Source organism: Brevundimonas sp. EAKA, assembly GCF_000698025.1.
GTDB lineage: Bacteria > Pseudomonadota > Alphaproteobacteria > Caulobacterales > Caulobacteraceae > Brevundimonas > Brevundimonas mediterranea_A.
Genome location: NZ_JMQR01000072.1, coordinates 1 through 15,390, shown reverse-complemented (window position 1 = coordinate 15,390; position 15,390 = coordinate 1). Strand labels below are relative to the sequence as shown.

At 68.2% G+C, this 15,390-nt stretch carries 18 protein-coding genes and 2 tRNA genes; 10 read left to right on the top strand and 10 right to left on the bottom strand.

The window, feature by feature from the left end; translation table 11 throughout:
- Positions 1 to 53: 53 nt before the first annotated feature.
- Together ER13_RS11220 and ER13_RS11215 are read right to left on the bottom strand one after the other, a co-directional pair.
- The gene (locus tag ER13_RS11220; RefSeq protein ID WP_008262496.1) at positions 54 to 935 is read right to left on the bottom strand and encodes a 3-hydroxybutyryl-CoA dehydrogenase; all 882 of its coding nucleotides are present in this window, start codon (positions 933 to 935) and stop codon (positions 54 to 56) included.
- A 122-nt stretch (positions 936 to 1,057) separates the two neighbouring features.
- Positions 1,058 to 1,363 carry a YggT family protein gene (locus ER13_RS11215; RefSeq protein WP_008262663.1) on the bottom strand — a complete coding sequence of 102 codons (306 nt, stop codon included), beginning with the start codon at positions 1,361 to 1,363 and terminating at the stop codon, positions 1,058 to 1,060.
- A gap of 166 nt (positions 1,364 to 1,529) precedes the next feature.
- Here ER13_RS11215 and ER13_RS11210 point away from each other — a divergent pair.
- Positions 1,530 to 1,605: transfer RNA gene (locus ER13_RS11210), tRNA-Ala, on the top strand.
- Between the two features lie 39 nt (positions 1,606 to 1,644).
- Here ER13_RS11210 and ER13_RS11205 read toward each other — a convergent pair.
- A complete protein-coding gene (locus tag ER13_RS11205; RefSeq protein WP_035309285.1) occupies positions 1,645 to 2,202 on the bottom strand; it encodes a lipocalin family protein in 558 nt (185 codons plus the stop codon).
- Between the two features lie 63 nt (positions 2,203 to 2,265).
- Complete coding sequence (locus ER13_RS11200; RefSeq protein ID WP_035309283.1) at positions 2,266 to 2,643, bottom strand: hypothetical protein; 378 nt, start codon at positions 2,641 to 2,643, stop codon at positions 2,266 to 2,268.
- Positions 2,644 to 2,782: 139 nt separating this feature from the next.
- Between ER13_RS11200 and ER13_RS11195 the strand changes: the two genes are divergently transcribed.
- Positions 2,783 to 3,574 carry an SDR family oxidoreductase gene (locus ER13_RS11195; protein WP_008261776.1) on the top strand — a complete coding sequence of 264 codons (792 nt, stop codon included), beginning with the start codon at positions 2,783 to 2,785 and terminating at the stop codon, positions 3,572 to 3,574.
- A 50-nt stretch (positions 3,575 to 3,624) separates the two neighbouring features.
- Positions 3,625 to 3,996, top strand: a complete 372-nt coding sequence (locus ER13_RS11190; RefSeq protein ID WP_008263403.1) for a hypothetical protein — start codon at positions 3,625 to 3,627, stop codon at positions 3,994 to 3,996.
- A 25-nt stretch (positions 3,997 to 4,021) separates the two neighbouring features.
- On the opposite strand, the gene ER13_RS11185 is transcribed toward ER13_RS11190, so the two are convergent.
- Genes ER13_RS11185 through fsa form a run of 3 tightly spaced genes read right to left on the bottom strand, consistent with a single transcriptional unit; the run spans position 4,022 to position 6,336 of the window.
- Positions 4,022 to 4,951, bottom strand: coding sequence for a tyrosine recombinase XerC (locus ER13_RS11185; protein ID WP_035309281.1), 930 nt, complete (start codon positions 4,949 to 4,951; stop codon positions 4,022 to 4,024).
- On the bottom strand, positions 4,933 to 5,646 hold the full coding sequence (locus ER13_RS11180) for a DUF484 family protein (RefSeq protein WP_008263507.1): 714 nt from the start codon (positions 5,644 to 5,646) through the stop codon (positions 4,933 to 4,935). The genes ER13_RS11185 and ER13_RS11180 overlap by 19 nt, the downstream gene beginning before the upstream one ends.
- Before the next feature lie 36 nt (positions 5,647 to 5,682).
- On the bottom strand, positions 5,683 to 6,336 hold the full coding sequence (gene fsa, locus ER13_RS11175) for a fructose-6-phosphate aldolase (RefSeq protein WP_035309286.1): 654 nt from the start codon (positions 6,334 to 6,336) through the stop codon (positions 5,683 to 5,685).
- A gap of 30 nt (positions 6,337 to 6,366) precedes the next feature.
- Between fsa and ER13_RS11170 the strand changes: the two genes are divergently transcribed.
- Positions 6,367 to 8,529, top strand: coding sequence for a primosomal protein N' (locus tag ER13_RS11170; RefSeq protein ID WP_008258863.1), 2,163 nt, complete (start codon positions 6,367 to 6,369; stop codon positions 8,527 to 8,529).
- 14 nt (positions 8,530 to 8,543) lie between these two features.
- On the opposite strand, the gene ER13_RS11165 is transcribed toward ER13_RS11170, so the two are convergent.
- Positions 8,544 to 8,620: transfer RNA gene (locus tag ER13_RS11165), tRNA-Ala, on the bottom strand.
- Between the two features lie 256 nt (positions 8,621 to 8,876).
- Between ER13_RS11165 and ER13_RS11160 the strand changes: the two genes are divergently transcribed.
- The 6 genes from ER13_RS11160 (at position 8,877) to ER13_RS11135 (ending at position 13,970) form a co-directional block, all read left to right on the top strand.
- Positions 8,877 to 9,302, top strand: a complete 426-nt coding sequence (locus tag ER13_RS11160) for a DUF2141 domain-containing protein (protein ID WP_008259716.1) — start codon at positions 8,877 to 8,879, stop codon at positions 9,300 to 9,302.
- Between the two features lie 25 nt (positions 9,303 to 9,327).
- Entirely contained in the window at positions 9,328 to 10,800 is a 1,473-nt protein-coding gene (locus ER13_RS11155) for a carotenoid oxygenase family protein (protein ID WP_008264272.1), read from the top strand.
- 66 nt (positions 10,801 to 10,866) lie between these two features.
- Positions 10,867 to 11,994, top strand: a complete 1,128-nt coding sequence (locus tag ER13_RS11150; RefSeq protein WP_035309279.1) for an acyltransferase — start codon at positions 10,867 to 10,869, stop codon at positions 11,992 to 11,994.
- Positions 11,995 to 12,042: 48 nt separating this feature from the next.
- Positions 12,043 to 12,573, top strand: a complete 531-nt coding sequence (locus ER13_RS11145) for a CHAP domain-containing protein (RefSeq protein WP_035309277.1) — start codon at positions 12,043 to 12,045, stop codon at positions 12,571 to 12,573.
- A gap of 40 nt (positions 12,574 to 12,613) precedes the next feature.
- Positions 12,614 to 13,411 carry a tryptophan 2,3-dioxygenase gene (locus ER13_RS11140; RefSeq protein ID WP_035309276.1) on the top strand — a complete coding sequence of 266 codons (798 nt, stop codon included), beginning with the start codon at positions 12,614 to 12,616 and terminating at the stop codon, positions 13,409 to 13,411.
- Positions 13,412 to 13,484: 73 nt separating this feature from the next.
- Positions 13,485 to 13,970 (top strand): PA2169 family four-helix-bundle protein, encoded by a 486-nt coding sequence (locus tag ER13_RS11135; RefSeq protein ID WP_008261194.1) that lies wholly within the window; start codon positions 13,485 to 13,487, stop codon positions 13,968 to 13,970.
- 97 nt (positions 13,971 to 14,067) lie between these two features.
- On the opposite strand, the gene rplS is transcribed toward ER13_RS11135, so the two are convergent.
- Both rplS and trmD read right to left on the bottom strand, forming a co-directional pair.
- Positions 14,068 to 14,490, bottom strand: coding sequence for a 50S ribosomal protein L19 (gene rplS / locus ER13_RS11130; RefSeq protein ID WP_008262119.1), 423 nt, complete (start codon positions 14,488 to 14,490; stop codon positions 14,068 to 14,070).
- A 1-nt stretch (position 14,491) separates the two neighbouring features.
- On the bottom strand, positions 14,492 to 15,232 hold the full coding sequence (trmD, locus tag ER13_RS11125) for a tRNA (guanosine(37)-N1)-methyltransferase TrmD (RefSeq protein ID WP_035309274.1): 741 nt from the start codon (positions 15,230 to 15,232) through the stop codon (positions 14,492 to 14,494).
- Positions 15,233 to 15,390: the final 158 nt, after the last annotated feature.

The window sequence follows — 15,390 nt, the reverse complement described above, 5'->3', positions numbered from 1 at the left end:
GCGCGAATGGATCGTCGCCTGCCCCGGCAGGTCGCTGTAGCTCTCGAACCGGCTCATCGCGTCGGCGCCGGCGTGTCGCCGGAATAGTCATAGAAGCCGCGCCCGCTCTTGCGGCCCAGCCAGCCGGCCTCGACATATTTCACCAGCAGGGGGCAGGGCCGGTATTTGCTGTCGGCGAGGCCGTCGTACAGCACGTTCATGATGGCCAGGACCACGTCCAGACCCATGAAGTCCGCCAGTTCCAGCGGCCCCATCGGGTGATTGGCCCCCAGACGCAGGGCCTTGTCGATGGAGGCGACATTGCCGACCCCTTCGTACAGGGCGAAGATCGCCTCGTTCATCATCGGCACCAGGATGCGGTTGACGATGAAGGCCGGGAAGTCCTCGGCGTCGGTGGTGGTCTTGCCCAGGCTCTCGGCGAAGGCGACAGCGGCCGAATGGGTCTCGGCCGAGGTGGCGATGCCGCGCACGATCTCGACCAGTTTCATCACCGGCGCCGGCTTCATGAAGTGCAGGCCGATGAACCGGTCGGGCCGGTCCGAGGCCGAGGCCAGGCGGGTGATCGAAATGGAGGAGGTGTTGGAGGCCAGCAGGGTGTGCGGCCCCAGATGGGGCGCGACCTGGGCGTAGACTGCCTTCTTGACCGCCTCGTCCTCCAGCGCGGCCTCGATCACCAGGTCGGCGCCGGTCACGGCGTCGGCGATGACCTCGGTGACGGTGATGCGGGCCAGGGCTGCGTCGGCGTCGGCCTGGCCGATCAGGCCGCGCGCGACATGGCGCGACAGGCTGGCGGCGATCTCGCCCTGAGCCAGCGGCAGTCGGGCGGCGGCCACGTCATAAAGCCGGACCGAATAACCGCCCAGGGCCACCGCGTGGGCGATGCCTGCGCCCATCTGTCCGGCGCCCAGGACGGCGACTGTGGTGATCGTGCTCATGAACCGTGGTCTATAATGGTCGGGCGGGCACCTTTAGGAAGGTGGCGGCGCGGCGCAAGGGTGGATTTGTCCCTGCACATGAGAATCCTGCGCACCGTGTCCGCCCGGACCGACGCCCGGCCTCAGCCCAGAAGCCCGATCAGGGCGGGGGCGGCGGCGCGGTTGAACAGGACGCTGGCGAACTGAAGCAGCAGGATCACCACGATGGGCGAGATGTCGATTCCGCCCAGGTTCGGGATGATGCGGCGGAACGGCTCCAGCAGGGGCGCGGTGATCCGGTCCAGGAAGGTGCCGACCGAATAGACGAAACGGTTACGGTAGTTGATCACGTCGAACGCGACCAGCCAGCTCAGGATCGCCTGGGCGATGATGAACCAGATCATCAGACTGATGACGGCGTTGACCAGCCAGACGATGGCGAAACCCATGGACGCTTCTCCTGCTTGAGCGAGCGGCGCTTTTAGCCTGTCCCGCCCCCTTCCGACAACGCCCCTCGCGACCCTGCTTCGATTGCGCGCACAAGCCCGTTGACACCACGCCCGCCCGCCTTCTATGTCCCGGCCTCGCCTGGAGGCCCGATCCAGCACTGGAAACGGGGCCGTAGCTCAGTTGGTAGAGCGCGTCGTTCGCAATGACGAGGTCAGGGGTTCGACTCCCCTCGGCTCCACCAGGCGTTATACTTCAATGACTTGGGCTTTGGGGCTGCGGCTTAAGGCTGCCGGGTTTCCCGCACCATGGACAGGTCGTAGCCCAGTTCTCGGGTCCGGCGCAGGATGGCGTCGCGGACGTCGCGAGATGGGTGGGGCGTGCGGCTCAGAAGCCAAAGATAGCGGCCGGAAGGCTCACCTACGATAGACCAGGAATAGTCTTCAGCGCGGGCGAGCACCCAATAGTCGCCTACGTAGAAGGGGCCGAAGAAGGAGACCTTCAGCTTGGCGTTCCGGCTTCCCTCGACGATCTTGGCATTGCCCTCGACGGTCTTCTCCTCGCCGGTCAGGCCGCCCTGGCGGCATGAGTTCAGTATACCCACGAGGCCGTCGTCCCGCACGGCGTATCGCGCGGTGACGCCCTCGCAGTCGCGCTCGAACCCGTTCTCGTAGCGGCCGATCTCGTACCAGAGACCGGCGTAGCGGTTCAGGTCGACGGCCTGGGCGGGTTGGGGAACGGCGGTGTTGCCGACAGGACCGCGCTGGAAGGTGGCGCAGGCGGTCAGGGCGACGGCGGCGCCCGCCAGAGCAAGGATTGGAAGAGTGCGTCTAAGGGACATGGCGATACAAACGGAACGACACCCCCCGCGGTTCCTGGGAGAGATGGCGACCCCTCGGTCTCCTTACTTCAACACCGCATACCCGCGCTCCACCATCCGGCGCAGGGCCTCGTAGACTTCGGCGAGTTCGTCGAAGGCGGTGCGGGCGGCGGTCAGGCGGGCGACCTGGTCGGCGGTGACCGGCGAGCCCGAGTGGGCCAGGCGCAGGGCCTCGGCGCCCCATTTGGCGCGGGCGCCGGCGGTCAGGACGGCCAGTTTCTGCAGGGAGGCGGCGTCCAGCCCGGTCAGGGCCTGGCCGATCAGCTCCTTGTTGGCGACATAGGCGGCGTAGTCGATCTGCTCCAGCTGGCCGCGCAGGCGGCGCTGCTCGTGCGGATCGGTGTCCTGCGGCTCGAAATGGTCGCTGTGGCGACGCACGCTCGAGGTTATTTTGGTCGACATGGGCCGGCCCTCCACGGCCGATCCAGACGGTTGCTGGCGGCCACATGAAGACGAAGGTGCGCTGCGTCGGTTAACGCCGCGTTGCGCTGACGCTACGGAAACCCGATATCCGCCGCCTGAGCCAAAGCATGGAGCCGACATGGACCTGAAACTCACGCGCAAACGCGCCCTGATCTGCGGCGGTTCGTCCGGCCTGGGCCGGGCCGTGGCCACGGCCCTGGTGGCCGAAGGCGCCCATGTGGCCCTGTTGTCGCGCGACGCGGCCAGGCTTCAGGCCGTGGCCGACGAACTGAACGCCATGGGCCCCGGCAAGGCGGCCGTGGTCACGGCCGATCTGGCCGATCACGAGGCCCTGATGAGGGCCGCCGACCTGGCCGAGGAGCTGCTGGGCGGCCATATCGAGATCCTGCTGAACAACACCGGCGGGCCGCCGCCGTCGGGCGTGTCGGGGCTGGAGCCGTCGGTCTGGCGCGATCATTTCGAATCCATGGTGCTGTCGGTCTTCCGCCTGACCGACCGGGTGCTGCCGCGGATGCGGGCCGCCGGCTGGGGCCGGATCCTGAACGTCGCCTCGATCACCGTGGTCGAGCCGTCGGCCGCCCTGGGGGTGTCCAACACTTTGCGGGCTTCGGTCGCCGCCTGGGCCAAGACCCTAGCCAACGAGGTCGGGCCGGACGGGGTCACGGTCAACACCCTGCTGCCGGGCCGGATCGACACCCCGCGCATCGCCCGCCTGGACCAGGCGACGGCCGAACGCACCGGCGTGACGCCGCAGGAGGCCCGCGCCGAATCCGTGAAATCCATCCCCGTCGGCCGGATCGGCGCGACCGAGGAGTTCGGCGCCACCGCCGCCTTCCTGGCCAGCCCCCTGGCCGCCTATGTCACCGGCTCGCTGATCCGGCTGGACGGTGGCGCGGTGAGGGCGATCTAGTCAATCCGCAGTTGCAGGTTTAGGATGGGGCCAGAAACCGGAGGACTCCGATGCTGAGTTTGCTGATTCTGGCCCTGTCGAACGGGGCGGTGATCGTTCATCCGGCGCCGCCGGTCGATCAGCCCATGGTGCGGGTCGTGCCGGTGGTGGATCAGGCCATGATCCGGTGTGGCGACCCTCTTGTTCAGACACAGACCGCTTCGCCGTCATCGGCGGGGGCTGTTGCGCCTTTGCTGGATCGCTCGCGAGATGATGGGCAGGTGAGGCGTTACCTGCTTTTGGACCGGCGCGACCAGAACAACTGTCCGGCCCCCATCAGCTATGACGTACCGAATCAGCCGCGCGCCTTGGGACGCGAGTTCGGCCCGTACCGGACGGTCGAGCCGAACCGTTCGGAACGTCCCGCCCGCCCAGGTCTGTAGTCTTTAAAACCGAACCGGCGTCCCTCTAGGCGCGGGGATGGGCCGCCGCATAGGCGTTCAGCAGGCGTTCCGCATCGACGCCGGTGTATTTCTGGGTCGTCGAGAGACTGGCGTGGCCCAGCAGTTCCTGGATCGACCGCAGGTCGGCGCCGGCGCCCAGCAGATGGGTCGCGAAACTGTGGCGCAGGGCGTGGGGGGTGGTGCGTTCAGGCAGGCCCAGCCGGCCGCGCAGCCGCTGGACCGAGGCCTGGACGTGGCGCGGGCTGAGCGGACCGCCGCGCCGGGCGCGGAACAGGGCGTCGGACGGTTGAAGCGGAAAGGGCTGAAGCGCCAGATAGGCGTCCACCGCCGCGCGGACGGCGGGCAGGACCGGGACGATCCGGGTCTTTGATCCCTTGCCGAGAACACGCAACGTCTCACACAACGGAGCATCGGCCCGGGTCAGGGACAGGCCCTCGGAAATCCGCAGGCCGCAGCCGTAGAGCAGGGTCAGGACGGCGCGGTCGCGCGCGGCCTCCCAGGGTTCGGCGTCCGGGTCGGCGTCGGGTTCGGCCAACAGGCCGCGCGCCTGATCCTCCGTCACGGGCCGGGGCAGGGACGGCTTGATCCGGGGGCCGCGCACCAGGGCCAGCTGGGGGGCGGGCGTGTCCAGCCGCCGGTCGAGAAAGGCGTGAAAGCCGCGAATGGCCGACAGGCTCTGGCTGAGGGACCGGGCCGCCAGGGGATGATCGCCTGATCGGCGCTCCGCCATATGGGCGCGGACCTCGGCGGCGGTGACGGTTCCCAGGCCTTTCAGCGACAGGGCCTCGCCGCGATGGCGTTCGAGGAAGGCGACATACAGCCGACCGATATGGCCGTAGGCCTCGAGGGTGCGCGGCGACAGCCGCCGCTCGTGCGCCAGATGCTCGAGCCAGGCGAGCAGGGCGTCGGCGGCGGTCAGTTCAACACCGGCCATCGCTCGGCCATCCGCTCCACCACCCGGGCCAGGAAGGCCGCCAGTTCGCAGCCCATGGTCGGGGTGAAACCCGCTTCCTCGGGCGAGCCGAAGGCGCACAGGCAGGACCGGGGCGGTTCGCCCGGCGTCAGATGCGGGGCCATGCGGATCAGGGCGACCGACTTCACCTGGTCTCCGGCCGCGCCGAACAGGTCCAGCCCCTCGAACATCGGGCCCAGCCAGGTCAGGCCGTGTTCGCCCAACAGATTGTCCACCGCGCCGGTCTCCAGCGCACGCCAGCCGAAGGGCACGCCGCCCGGCTTTTCCATGGCGATGGCGGCGCCGGCCAGACCGAACCGGCCCTGGGCCGCGGCATCCAGACGGCGCGCCAGGTCGGAATGGTTGCGGGCCTCCATAAGGTCCAGTGCGGCGACGTGGGTCTGGGTCTGGGCGGCGAAATTGGCCCGGGCGATCATCTCGACCTCGCGCCGGGCGCCGGTCTCGCGTTCGACCACCGCCTCGAGCCGGGTCAGGGCGGCGGCGCCAAACTCGACCACATTGCGACCGTGCGGACGCAGGCCGATCTCCTCCAGCAGGGAGCGATCGTCCAGCAGGGTCTGGGCATGCGTCTGCAGCCAGCCGCGCACCTCGGGCCAGTGCAGGCCGTCGCCCAGGTGGGGGACCGGCTCCGCCTCGGAGGTTTCGAAAAGGTCCAATGAGCCGCTCAAACAGACCTCTCCGTGACGCGCGATTTACAGGATGGACTGACCGGTCTTGGCCCAGTCCGCCACGAAGGCATCAAGACCTTTGTCGGTTAACGGGTGCTTTACCAGGGCCTTGAATGTGTCGGCGCCGAAGGTGGCGGCGTCCGATCCGGCCACGGCGGCGGCGGCCACATGGGCGACGTTGCGCAGCGAGGCGGCCAGGATCTGGGTCTCGAAACCGTGCACGTCATACAGGACGCGGATTTCCTCCAGCAGGGCGATGCCGTCGGCGCCATTGTCTTCCAGCCGGCCGACGAAGGGCGAGACGAAGGTGGCGCCGGCCTTGGCCGCCAGCAGCGCCTGGGCCGCCGAGAAGCACAGGGTGACGTTGGTCTTGATCCCCTTGTCGGTGAAGACGCGGCAGGCGCGCAGGCCGTCCCAGGTCAGGGGCAGCTTCACGACCACGTTCGGGGCGATGGCGGCCAGCTTGTCGCCCTCCTTGACCATGGTCTCGAAATCGAGCGAGACGGCCTCGGCGGAAATCGGCCCCTCGACCAGGGCGCAGATTTCGGCGATGACCTCGGCGATGTTCCGACCCGACTTGGCGATCAGCGACGGATTGGTGGTGACGCCGTCCACCATTCCGGTGGGGACCATGTCCTTGATGACGGCGACGTCGGCGGTATCGAGAAAGAGTTTCATGGACGGCTTCATAGCCGAGGGCGAAGTTCGGTGAAAGTCGCCTCGGTCCTCATTCCCCTGCCCGTGCCGGAAGCCTTCGATTACGAGGCGCCCGAAGGCATGACGCTGGCGCGCGGCGATCAGGTGGCAGTGCCCCTGGGGCCGCGTCTGATCCGAGGCGTGGTGGCCGAGGTGTTCGAGACCACCGGCTCCAACCGGCGGCTGAAATCGGTCGAGTCGAGACTGGACGACCCTGCGCTACCGGCCGGGGTGATGGACTTCGTCGAATGGGCCGGGCGCTGGACCCTGTCGCCGCCCGGCGAGATGGCGGCGACCGCACTGAAGGGGCTGCGCGCGCCACGCCCCAAGCCGGAACGCCGCGTGCGGCGGGTCGGCGACCGCCAGCCGGCGCGCGCCACCCCGGCCCGGACGGGGGTGCTGGAAGCCCTTGGCGAGCGCGCCATGGCGGGCGCCGATCTGGCGCGCGCCGCCGGCGTGTCGTCCGGCCTGGTCAAGGGCCTGATCGACGAGGGGGTGCTGGAGATCATCGAAATCGCGGCCGAGGCGGCGTTCGAACGGCCCGATCCCGACCATGCGCCGGCGACCCTGAACGGCGACCAGGCGGCGGCGGCTTCGGCCCTGGCGGCCGGGGTGACGGGCGGCGGGTTCCGGCCCTTCCTGCTGGACGGGGTCACGGGGTCGGGCAAGACCGAGGCCTATCTGGAGGCGATCGCGCGGGTGCTGCGGTCCGATCCGGCGGCGCAGATCCTGATCCTTCTGCCCGAGATCGCCCTGACCCAGGCCCTGATCGAGCGGATCACGGCCCGGTTCGGCGCCGCCCCGGCCGAATGGCATTCCGGCGTCGCCCCGCCCCGTCGCCGCCAGGTGTGGGAGGCGGTGGTCGCCGGCCGGTGCAACATCGTGGTCGGCGCCCGCTCGGCCCTGTTCCTGCCCTTCGTCGATCTGCGGCTGATCGTGGTGGACGAGGAGCACGACAGTTCGTTCAAACAGGAAGAGGGTCTGGTCTATCACGGACGGGATCTGGCGGTGGCGCGGGCGCGGATCGAGGGGGCGGCGGTGGTCCTGGCCTCGGCGACGCCGTCGCTGGAGACACTGTGGAACGCCCAGGCCGGGCGTTACGACTGGCTGAAGCTGGGCGCCCGGCACGGGGTGGCGGTCATGCCCGATATCGAACTGCTGGACCTGCGCCAGCACACGCCTGATCCCCAGACCTGGTTGTCCCAGCCCCTGCGTACGGCGGTGGCCGAGACCCTGGCGCGGGGCGAGCAGACCCTGTTGTTCCTGAACCGGCGCGGCTATGCGCCCGTCGTCCTGTGCCGCGTCTGTGGGCACCGGCTGACGGCGCCGGACACCGACAGCTGGCTGGTCGAGCACCGGTACACCGGCCGTCTGGTCTGTCACCTGACCGGCTTTTCCATGGCCCGGCCCAAACTGTGCCCGTCATGTGGAGCGGAGGACTCGCTGGTCTCGGTCGGCCCCGGCGTCGAACGGGTCGAGGAGGAGGTGCGCCAGCTGTTCCCCGAGGCGCGGACGGCGGTGTTCAGCTCCGACACCGCGCCCGACGCCAAGTCTGCGCGGGCCTTGATCCAGCGGATGACCGACGGCGAGATCGACATCCTGGTCGCCACCCAGGCCGCCGCCAAGGGGCACAACTTCCCCCGTCTGACCCTGGTCGGGGTGGTGGATGCAGATCTGGGTTTGCGGGGCGGCGACCTGCGGGCGGCCGAACGGACCTATCAACTGCTGGCCCAGGCGACGGGACGGGCGGGTCGCGCCGACCGGCCGGGGCGGGCCATTTTGCAGACCTGGACCCCCGAACATCCGGTGTTGATGGCCCTGGCGGCCGGCGACCGCGACGCCTTCGTCGAGGCGGAGATGGCCGAGCGGGAAGCCGCCGCCCTGCCCCCCTTCGGCCGGTTGGCGGCGATCATCCTGTCCAGCGAGAATGCGGCCGCGGTGGAGAAGGTCGCCGCCGACCTGGCCCAGGCCATTCCCAACGCCGAACGGCTGGAGGTCTATGGCCCCGCCGACGCCCCCCTGGCCCTGGTGCGCGGACGGCGCCGCAAGCGGTTGCTGGTGCGGGCGGACCGCGACGTGAATCTTCAGGCGTTTCTGCGCGCCTGGCTGGCGCGGGTGAAGGTCCCCGCCTCGGTCCGACTGACGGTGGACGTCGATCCCTACTCCTTCCTCTGACTGCAAGGAGAGGATGGAGGCCTGGCCTCCGAGTCGAACGGAGGGTTTTCGGGCTTGCAAGCCCGCCGCGTAGCCACTCCGCCACCAGGCCGTAACGCGTACAGACTGCCACAGGCCCGGCTGGGACTGATGTCGCGCGCGTTTCGACATGTAACGCGCTGTAGCGGCGAGATGGGGCGCAAAAACGCCTTGAGCGGGCGGCGACACGCGCATCGTCGGCGGCGGAGACGGTCATTCACGAAGGCCGGGTGGTCGCTCCCGCATGTCCGATGGCGAAGGCGTGCCCTCGTCTTCAGGGTCCAGTCATCGAGGGCCGGTCGGCGGCCCGGCATGAACAGGACGCCCGCATGAAGACCCTTTCCGCCCTTTGCGCTTCCGCCGCTCTTGCAACCGCCCTGGCGTCGACCTCCGCCTTGGCCGCAGACATCACCTTCGACTTCGACGTCGCTGCGCCGACCGGGCGGATCATGGTCGCCCTTTTCAACAGCGAGGCCAACTACGGCGGCGAGGGCCAGCCGGTTCGTTACGCCATGGTGGACGCAGCAGCCGCTTCCAAACAGGTCCGGTTCGAGGACCTGCCGGACGGCGACTACGCCATGCGCGCCTTTCACGACATCGATGGCGACGGGAAGATGAACACCAACCCATTCGGCATGCCGATCGAGCCCTTCGCCTTCTCCAACAACGCCGTCGGAAACATGGGGCCGGCCTCGTGGGAGCGCGCGAAGTTCGCGGCGACCGGCGCCGTCGCCCAGACCATCAGCCTGAAGTAACCAGACCTAAGCCCGGAGCCGGACCATGACCCCTTCACGCCGTTCCTTCCTGATGGGCGCCGCCGCGCTTTCAGCCGCCGTCGCCACGCCCGAGATGGTCCGCGCCGCCGCCGCCCTCGACGCCGCCGCCCAGGCGGACTGGGCCCTGGCCACCCGCGACGTCGAGGGCGATCTGCCGCGTCAGACGATGCGCCTGATCCACGGCCGGGCGCCGGCGGGGCTGGAGGGCGCCTTGTTCCGCAACGGACCCGGTCGGTTCCGACGGCCGGGCGGGTCCGTCACCCACTGGTTCGACGGCGACGGCCTGATGCGGGCCTTCCGCATCCATGACGGCCAGGCCACGCTGGAGGCCCGGTTCGCCGATACGCCCAAGCGCCGGGTCGAGACCGAACTGGACGCCGTCGTGACCCCGGGCTTCGGGACCGGCGGCGACCCACGCGCGCGGGTCAACTCGAACGACGACGCCAGCGCCGCCAACACGGCCGTCCTGGCGGTGGGAAACCAGATCTGGGCCTTGTGGGAAGGCGGTTCGCCCCTGGCGATGGATGCGTCCGACCTGTCGACCCAGGGCTTCGTCACCCTGCGGGACGATCTGAAAGGCATGCCGTTCCAGGCCCACCCTCGGCGCGCGCCCGACGGCTCGATCTGGAACGTGGGCACGGCCGGCGCCCAAGCCGTGATCTGGCGGCTGAACGCCGACGGCGGACTGAACCGGGCCGAGATCGTCCGCCTGCCGCGCGCCAGCTATATGCACGACTTCACCGCCACCGACCGGCACCTGATCCTGGTGCTTCAGCCCTGGATCCAGGAACGCCAGGCCATGCCCGTCATCAATGGCCTGGTGTGGCGTCCGGAGACCGGGACACAGGTCATGGTGCTGGACAAGGACGACCTCACGCAGTCACGCCTCTATGAGCTGCCGGGCTTCTTCCATTTCCATCTGGGCGACGCCTGGGCCGAACGCGACGGTACGATCCGTTTCGACGTCGCCGCCAGCGGCGATCCGCGCTTCGCCGTCGCCGGCGCGCGGGTGCTGGTCGAAGGCCATGGCGTCGTGCCGGGCGACCCAGCGAAACTGGCCCTGGTCACCCTGCGCCCCGACGGCAAGGCTGACATGCTGACGACCGACGCCGTCGGCGAGTTTCCAAAGGCCGACCCCCGTCGTCTGGGGCTGAAACGCAGCCTGACCGTCCACACCAGCGGCGAGACGCCCGGGCGCCCCCTGCCCACGGGCCTGGCGGTTCAGGACTGGGACAGCGGCCGGTCGCACGGCTTCACCTTCGGCCTCCATCAGATCGTTGAGGAGACGGTCTTCGTGCCCAAGCCCGGCGCCACGGCCGAGACCGACGCCTGGCTGGTCGGACCGTCGGTCAATCTGAAGGCCGGGCGCACCGAACTGCACGTCTTCGACGCGGCCCATGTCGAGGACGGGCCGGTGGCGACCTGGCAGGCGGACACGGCCCTCCCCGCAGGCTTCCACGGAACCTGGGTGGGATAGGGTGGCCAAGGCACGGCGCTTGCGGGCCTTCACGGTTCGCAAAGCCCGACGTGCCAAGGTGAGACCATGACCCCCGTCCAGACGCCCGCCGACCTGCGCCCCATCACCGCCCTGCGTTTCGGCGCGGCGATCTGGGTGGCCGTCTATACCTACTGGGAAAACCTGGCCGGCGCCGGGTCGTCCGGCCTTGTCGACAAGGGCTATCTGGGGGTCGAACTGTTCTTCGTCCTGTCCGGCTTCATCCTCAGCCACGTCTATCTTCAGTCGGCCGGCGAGAAGCGGTTTTCGTATCGCGGCTTCCTGTGGGCGCGGGTGGCGCGGGTCTATCCCCTGCATGTGGCGACCCTGGTCGGGGTGGGGTTGCTGGCCGCCGTCGCCCTGGTCGCCGGGATGAGCGTGGACGGCAATGTGCTGTCGTGGGTCTCGCTTCCGGCCAATCTGCTGATGGTCCACGCCTGGGGCCTGGCCCCCGTCGCCGGTTGGAACCATCCGTCCTGGTCGATCTCGGCGGAATGGTTCGCCTATCTCTGTTTCCCCCTGTTCGCCTTCGTCTTCTGGCGTGCGCGTGAGAAGCCGGTAGCGGCCGTGGTCGGTACGGCCGCCTTCTTGACGGTGCTGTATTACGGGTTCGAGCGCGTCGCGGGCTTTTCGTTGACCGAGGCGACCATCCGCTGGGGCGCCTTGCGGATCGTGCCCTGTTTCGCCCTGGGCTGCGCCCTGTACCTGGTTTATCGCAAGGCGCCGCTGAAGGCGCCCTGGACCGCCTCGGCCGTGTCGTTCGGTCTGATGGTGTTGAGCGCGGCGCTCGGCCTATGGGACGGGATCACCGTTCTGCTGGCCGGCGCCCTGATCCTGTCCTTGGCCTCACTGCCGAACGAGCGGGCCGGATGGCTGGCGTCCAGGCCGGCGGTCTATCTGGGGGAGATCAGCTATTCGGTCTATATGGTCTGCGTGCCTTGGAAACTTCTGGCCGTTAACCTCGCGGCCAAGCTGACCGACGCCCCGGACAAGCAGCTTCAACTTTTCGTGTGGTTGGCGATTCTGGCGCTTCTGCCGGTCGTGGCGGCCCTGTCCTACCACCTCGTGGAACACCCGGCTCGCAAGGCTTTGAGAGGGATGGCGCAAGGACGCAAAACAGCGTCAAGCGACAAACCGCAGGACGGCGATACGCCGAAAAGGGTTTTTCAATCCTAATTTCCTATGGTCTAAAAAGACCATCGGCAGTCGGGACGAGACCTCAGCATGATGAAACGGCTCAAAGCCGCCGCGGTTGCGGCGACCCTCGGTTTTTTTGCGCTGGGCGTCACCCCCGTTTCCGCAAAGGCCGATGAGCCGTACTGGCAGTGCGTGACCTTCGCCCGCATGTTCTCGGGCATCAACATCTTCGGCGACGCCTGGACCTGGTGGCGTCAGGCCACCGAGAAGTTCCGCACCGGCGACGCGCCCGAAAAGGGTTCGGTCCTGGTCTTCCGTCCCGAAGGCCGGATGAGCCGGGGCCATGTCGCCGTCGTCTCCGACATCCTGACCGACCGGGTCGTGCGCGTGACCCACGCCAACTGGGGCGGCAGCCGCGGCAAGGTCGAGGAAAACGTCACCGTCGTGGACGTCTCGCCGTCCAACGACTGGTCTCAGGTCAAGGTCTGGTACAATCCGATCAACGGCCTGGGCACGACCGTCTATCCGACCTACGGCTTCATCTACAAAGGCGCCCGTGACGCCTTCGACGCCGGTCGTCAGATCGCGTCGAACGCTTCGAGCCAGGGCCAGCACTAGGCCGGCTTGCGCATCCGCCCCCCGCGGGCGATAGCGGCGCATGACCCAATCCAGCGACATCACCTACGCCGGCTATCTGGCGTTGGACGACCTGCTCTCGGCCCAGCATCCGCTGTCGGATCAGCATGACGAAATGCTGTTCGTCGTCATCCACCAGACCAAGGAGCTGTGGCTGAAGCAGATCCTGCACGAGACAGCCCTGGCCCAGCAGCTGGTTCGCGCCGGCGACCTGGTCCCGGCCTACAAGAGCCTGGCCCGGGTTTCGCGCATCCAGGCGGTGATGACCCACAGCTGGGACATTCTTTCGACCATGACCCCGTCGGACTATCTGCGGTTCCGGGGTTCGCTGGGCTCCTCCTCGGGCTTTCAGAGCGACCAGTTCCGCCGGTTCGAGGCCATGCTGGGCCTGAAGGACGCCAGCTTCCTGAAGTTCCACGCGGACCGGCCAGAGGCCCTGGCCGCGCTGGAAGCCGCCATCGCGGCCCCCAGCCTGTACGACGACGCCCTGGCCCAGATGGCCCAGGCGGGGCTGCCTATCCCGGCCGAGGTGCTGAACCGCGACGTGACCCAGCCTTATGAGCCGTCCGAAGCGGTGGAGGCGGCCTGGCTGGAGGTCTATCGCGACACCGAGCGCTGGTGGGCCCTGTATCAGCTGGCCGAGAAGCTGGTCGATCTGGACGACGCCCTGCTGACCTGGCGGCACAAGCACGTCGTCACGGTCGAGCGGATCATCGGCCGGCGGCGCGGCACCGGCGGCACCGAGGGTGCGGCCTATCTGGCCTCGACCCTGACCAAGCGCTGCTTCCCGGAACTGTGGTCCCTGCGCACCAAACTTTGATGTCGCGGGGCGGCAACCAAGGCCTCGCCCAGCCATTCCGCCGTTCGACCGCAATCGCGGAGGAACGCAAGACATGACCAATCCCAACGCCCACGACATCAAGGTTCTGAACAGCCTGATCGAGACGACCCTGGACAGCGCCGACGGCTATGGCGAAGCCGCCGTGGAATCCCGCGATCCCGATTACACCAGCCTGTTCGAGCGCCGCAGCATCGAACGCCAGCAGGTAGCGGACGACCTGTCCGAGGCCGTGCGGGGCCTGGGCGGCGACCCGGAATCCAAGGGCTCGATCCTGGCCAAGGCCCACCGCGCCTTTCTCGACGTCAAACACGCCCTGCTGCGCAACGACGACACGGTCGTCGGCTCCATCGACAGCGGCGAAGGCTTCATCGCCGCCAAGTTCGAAAGGGCGCTGGAAGACGCCAGCATTTCGGCCACGACCCGCGAGACCATCCGTCGGGCCTACGCCTTGGTGAAGGCCGATCATGACGAGGTTCACGACCTGAATCGCAGCCTGGAAGGCCAGAGGGACGCGTCCAATCCCCTGTACCCGCAGTAGGGTCAGTCGCCGCGCATGAAAAAAGCCCCGGCGCTGTCGCCGGGGCCTTCGTCATTTCAGCACGATCCGCGCTCAAGCCGCGCGCGACAAAGTCTAATCAGGCTTCGTCGCCCTTGGCGGCCGAACCGGTTTCCGGAACCACGACGCCCTTGGCGGGACGGACGGTCTGGCGTTCGGCGATCCGGGCCGACTTGCCGCGACGATCGCGCAGATAATAGAGCTTGGCGCGGCGCACGACGCCGCGGCGCTTCACTTCGATCGACTCGATGTTCGGCGACAGAATGGGGAATTTGCGTTCGACGCCTTCGCCGAACGAGATCTTGCGGACGGTGAAGGTCTCGCTGATGCCGCCGCCGTCACGGGCGATGCAGACGCCTTCGAAGGCCTGAACGCGCTCGCGCTCGCCTTCCTTGATCTTCACGTTGACGCGCAGGGTGTCGCCGGGCTGGAAGACCGGGATGGTGCGTTCGCCCAGGACGCGGGCTTTTTCTTCGGCGTCCAGCTGTTGAACGATGTTCATGTCATTTCTCCTCGAGCTTTGCGCTCTTTGCCTGTGATTTGGCGAGATGCGCCGCCCAGAGGTCTGGTCGTCGCTCCCGCGTGGTCTCTTCCCGCTGCGCCTCGCGCCATTTGGCGACCTTCTTGTGGTCGCCCGACAGCAGCACCTCGGGTATCTCAAGCCCCTCGAACGTCCGCGGTCGCGTGTACTGCGGGTGTTCCAGAAGCCCATCCTCGAAGCTTTCGGACGACAGGCTGTCTGCCGCGCCGAGTACGCCGGGGATCAGTCTTACGCACGCCTCGATCACGACCATGGCCGCCGCCTCGCCGCCGGCGAGCACCGCGTCTCCGACCGAGACCTCCTCGAACCCGCGTGCGTCCAGCACCCGCTGATCCACCCCCTCGAAACGGCCGCACAGCACGACGATTCCGTCGGCCCCACCCTTTTCAGGCGAGACCCATTCCTTGACGCGCGCCTGGGTCAGGGGCCGACCCCGGGCGCTCATGTACAAAAGCGGCCGTTTCGGTCCCGGCAGGCTATCGACCGCCCGAGCCACCACGTCCGCCTTAAGCACGGCTCCCGGGCCGCCACCCGCAGGGGTGTCGTCCAGGAAGCCGCGCGTATCTGTGGAAAAGGCGCGAATGTCAACCGTATCCAGGCTCCACAAGCCTTTCTCGCGCCAGGCCGTGCCGATCAGCGACACGCCGAGCGGGCCGGGAAAGGCCTCGGGAAACATGGTCAGAACGGTTGCGGTAAAGGGCATGGCGGCGGCTCATACACATAAAGTCGGAAAAATCCGACTCCAGACCTTTCCCTCCCCGCTCCGGGGAGGGTGACCGAGCGAAGCGAGGTCGGGTGGGGGCGGCAAAGCGCCGTCCTCGGCAATTTTTCCGACATCATTCAAGTGCGTCCCTGCGGGGC

Excerpts from the sequence above, each read along its gene's own strand:
- ER13_RS11220 (WP_008262496.1), bottom strand. The coding sequence starts at position 935 with ATGAGCACGATCACCACAGTCGCCGTCCTGGGCGCCGGACAGATGGGC.
- ER13_RS11215 (WP_008262663.1), bottom strand. The coding sequence starts at position 1,363 with ATGGGTTTCGCCATCGTCTGGCTGGTCAACGCCGTCATCAGTCTGATG.
- ER13_RS11205 (WP_035309285.1), bottom strand. The coding sequence starts at position 2,202 with ATGTCCCTTAGACGCACTCTTCCAATCCTTGCTCTGGCGGGCGCCGCC.
- ER13_RS11200 (WP_035309283.1), bottom strand. The coding sequence starts at position 2,643 with ATGTCGACCAAAATAACCTCGAGCGTGCGTCGCCACAGCGACCATTTC.
- ER13_RS11195 (WP_008261776.1), top strand. The coding sequence starts at position 2,783 with ATGGACCTGAAACTCACGCGCAAACGCGCCCTGATCTGCGGCGGTTCG.
- ER13_RS11190 (WP_008263403.1), top strand. The coding sequence starts at position 3,625 with ATGCTGAGTTTGCTGATTCTGGCCCTGTCGAACGGGGCGGTGATCGTT.
- ER13_RS11185 (WP_035309281.1), bottom strand. The coding sequence starts at position 4,951 with ATGGCCGGTGTTGAACTGACCGCCGCCGACGCCCTGCTCGCCTGGCTC.
- fsa (WP_035309286.1), bottom strand. The coding sequence starts at position 6,336 with ATGAAACTCTTTCTCGATACCGCCGACGTCGCCGTCATCAAGGACATG.
- ER13_RS11160 (WP_008259716.1), top strand. The coding sequence starts at position 8,877 with ATGAAGACCCTTTCCGCCCTTTGCGCTTCCGCCGCTCTTGCAACCGCC.
- ER13_RS11155 (WP_008264272.1), top strand. The coding sequence starts at position 9,328 with ATGACCCCTTCACGCCGTTCCTTCCTGATGGGCGCCGCCGCGCTTTCA.
- ER13_RS11150 (WP_035309279.1), top strand. The coding sequence starts at position 10,867 with ATGACCCCCGTCCAGACGCCCGCCGACCTGCGCCCCATCACCGCCCTG.
- ER13_RS11145 (WP_035309277.1), top strand. The coding sequence starts at position 12,043 with ATGATGAAACGGCTCAAAGCCGCCGCGGTTGCGGCGACCCTCGGTTTT.
- ER13_RS11140 (WP_035309276.1), top strand. The coding sequence starts at position 12,614 with ATGACCCAATCCAGCGACATCACCTACGCCGGCTATCTGGCGTTGGAC.
- ER13_RS11135 (WP_008261194.1), top strand. The coding sequence starts at position 13,485 with ATGACCAATCCCAACGCCCACGACATCAAGGTTCTGAACAGCCTGATC.
- rplS (WP_008262119.1), bottom strand. The coding sequence starts at position 14,490 with ATGAACATCGTTCAACAGCTGGACGCCGAAGAAAAAGCCCGCGTCCTG.
- trmD (WP_035309274.1), bottom strand. The coding sequence starts at position 15,232 with ATGCCCTTTACCGCAACCGTTCTGACCATGTTTCCCGAGGCCTTTCCC.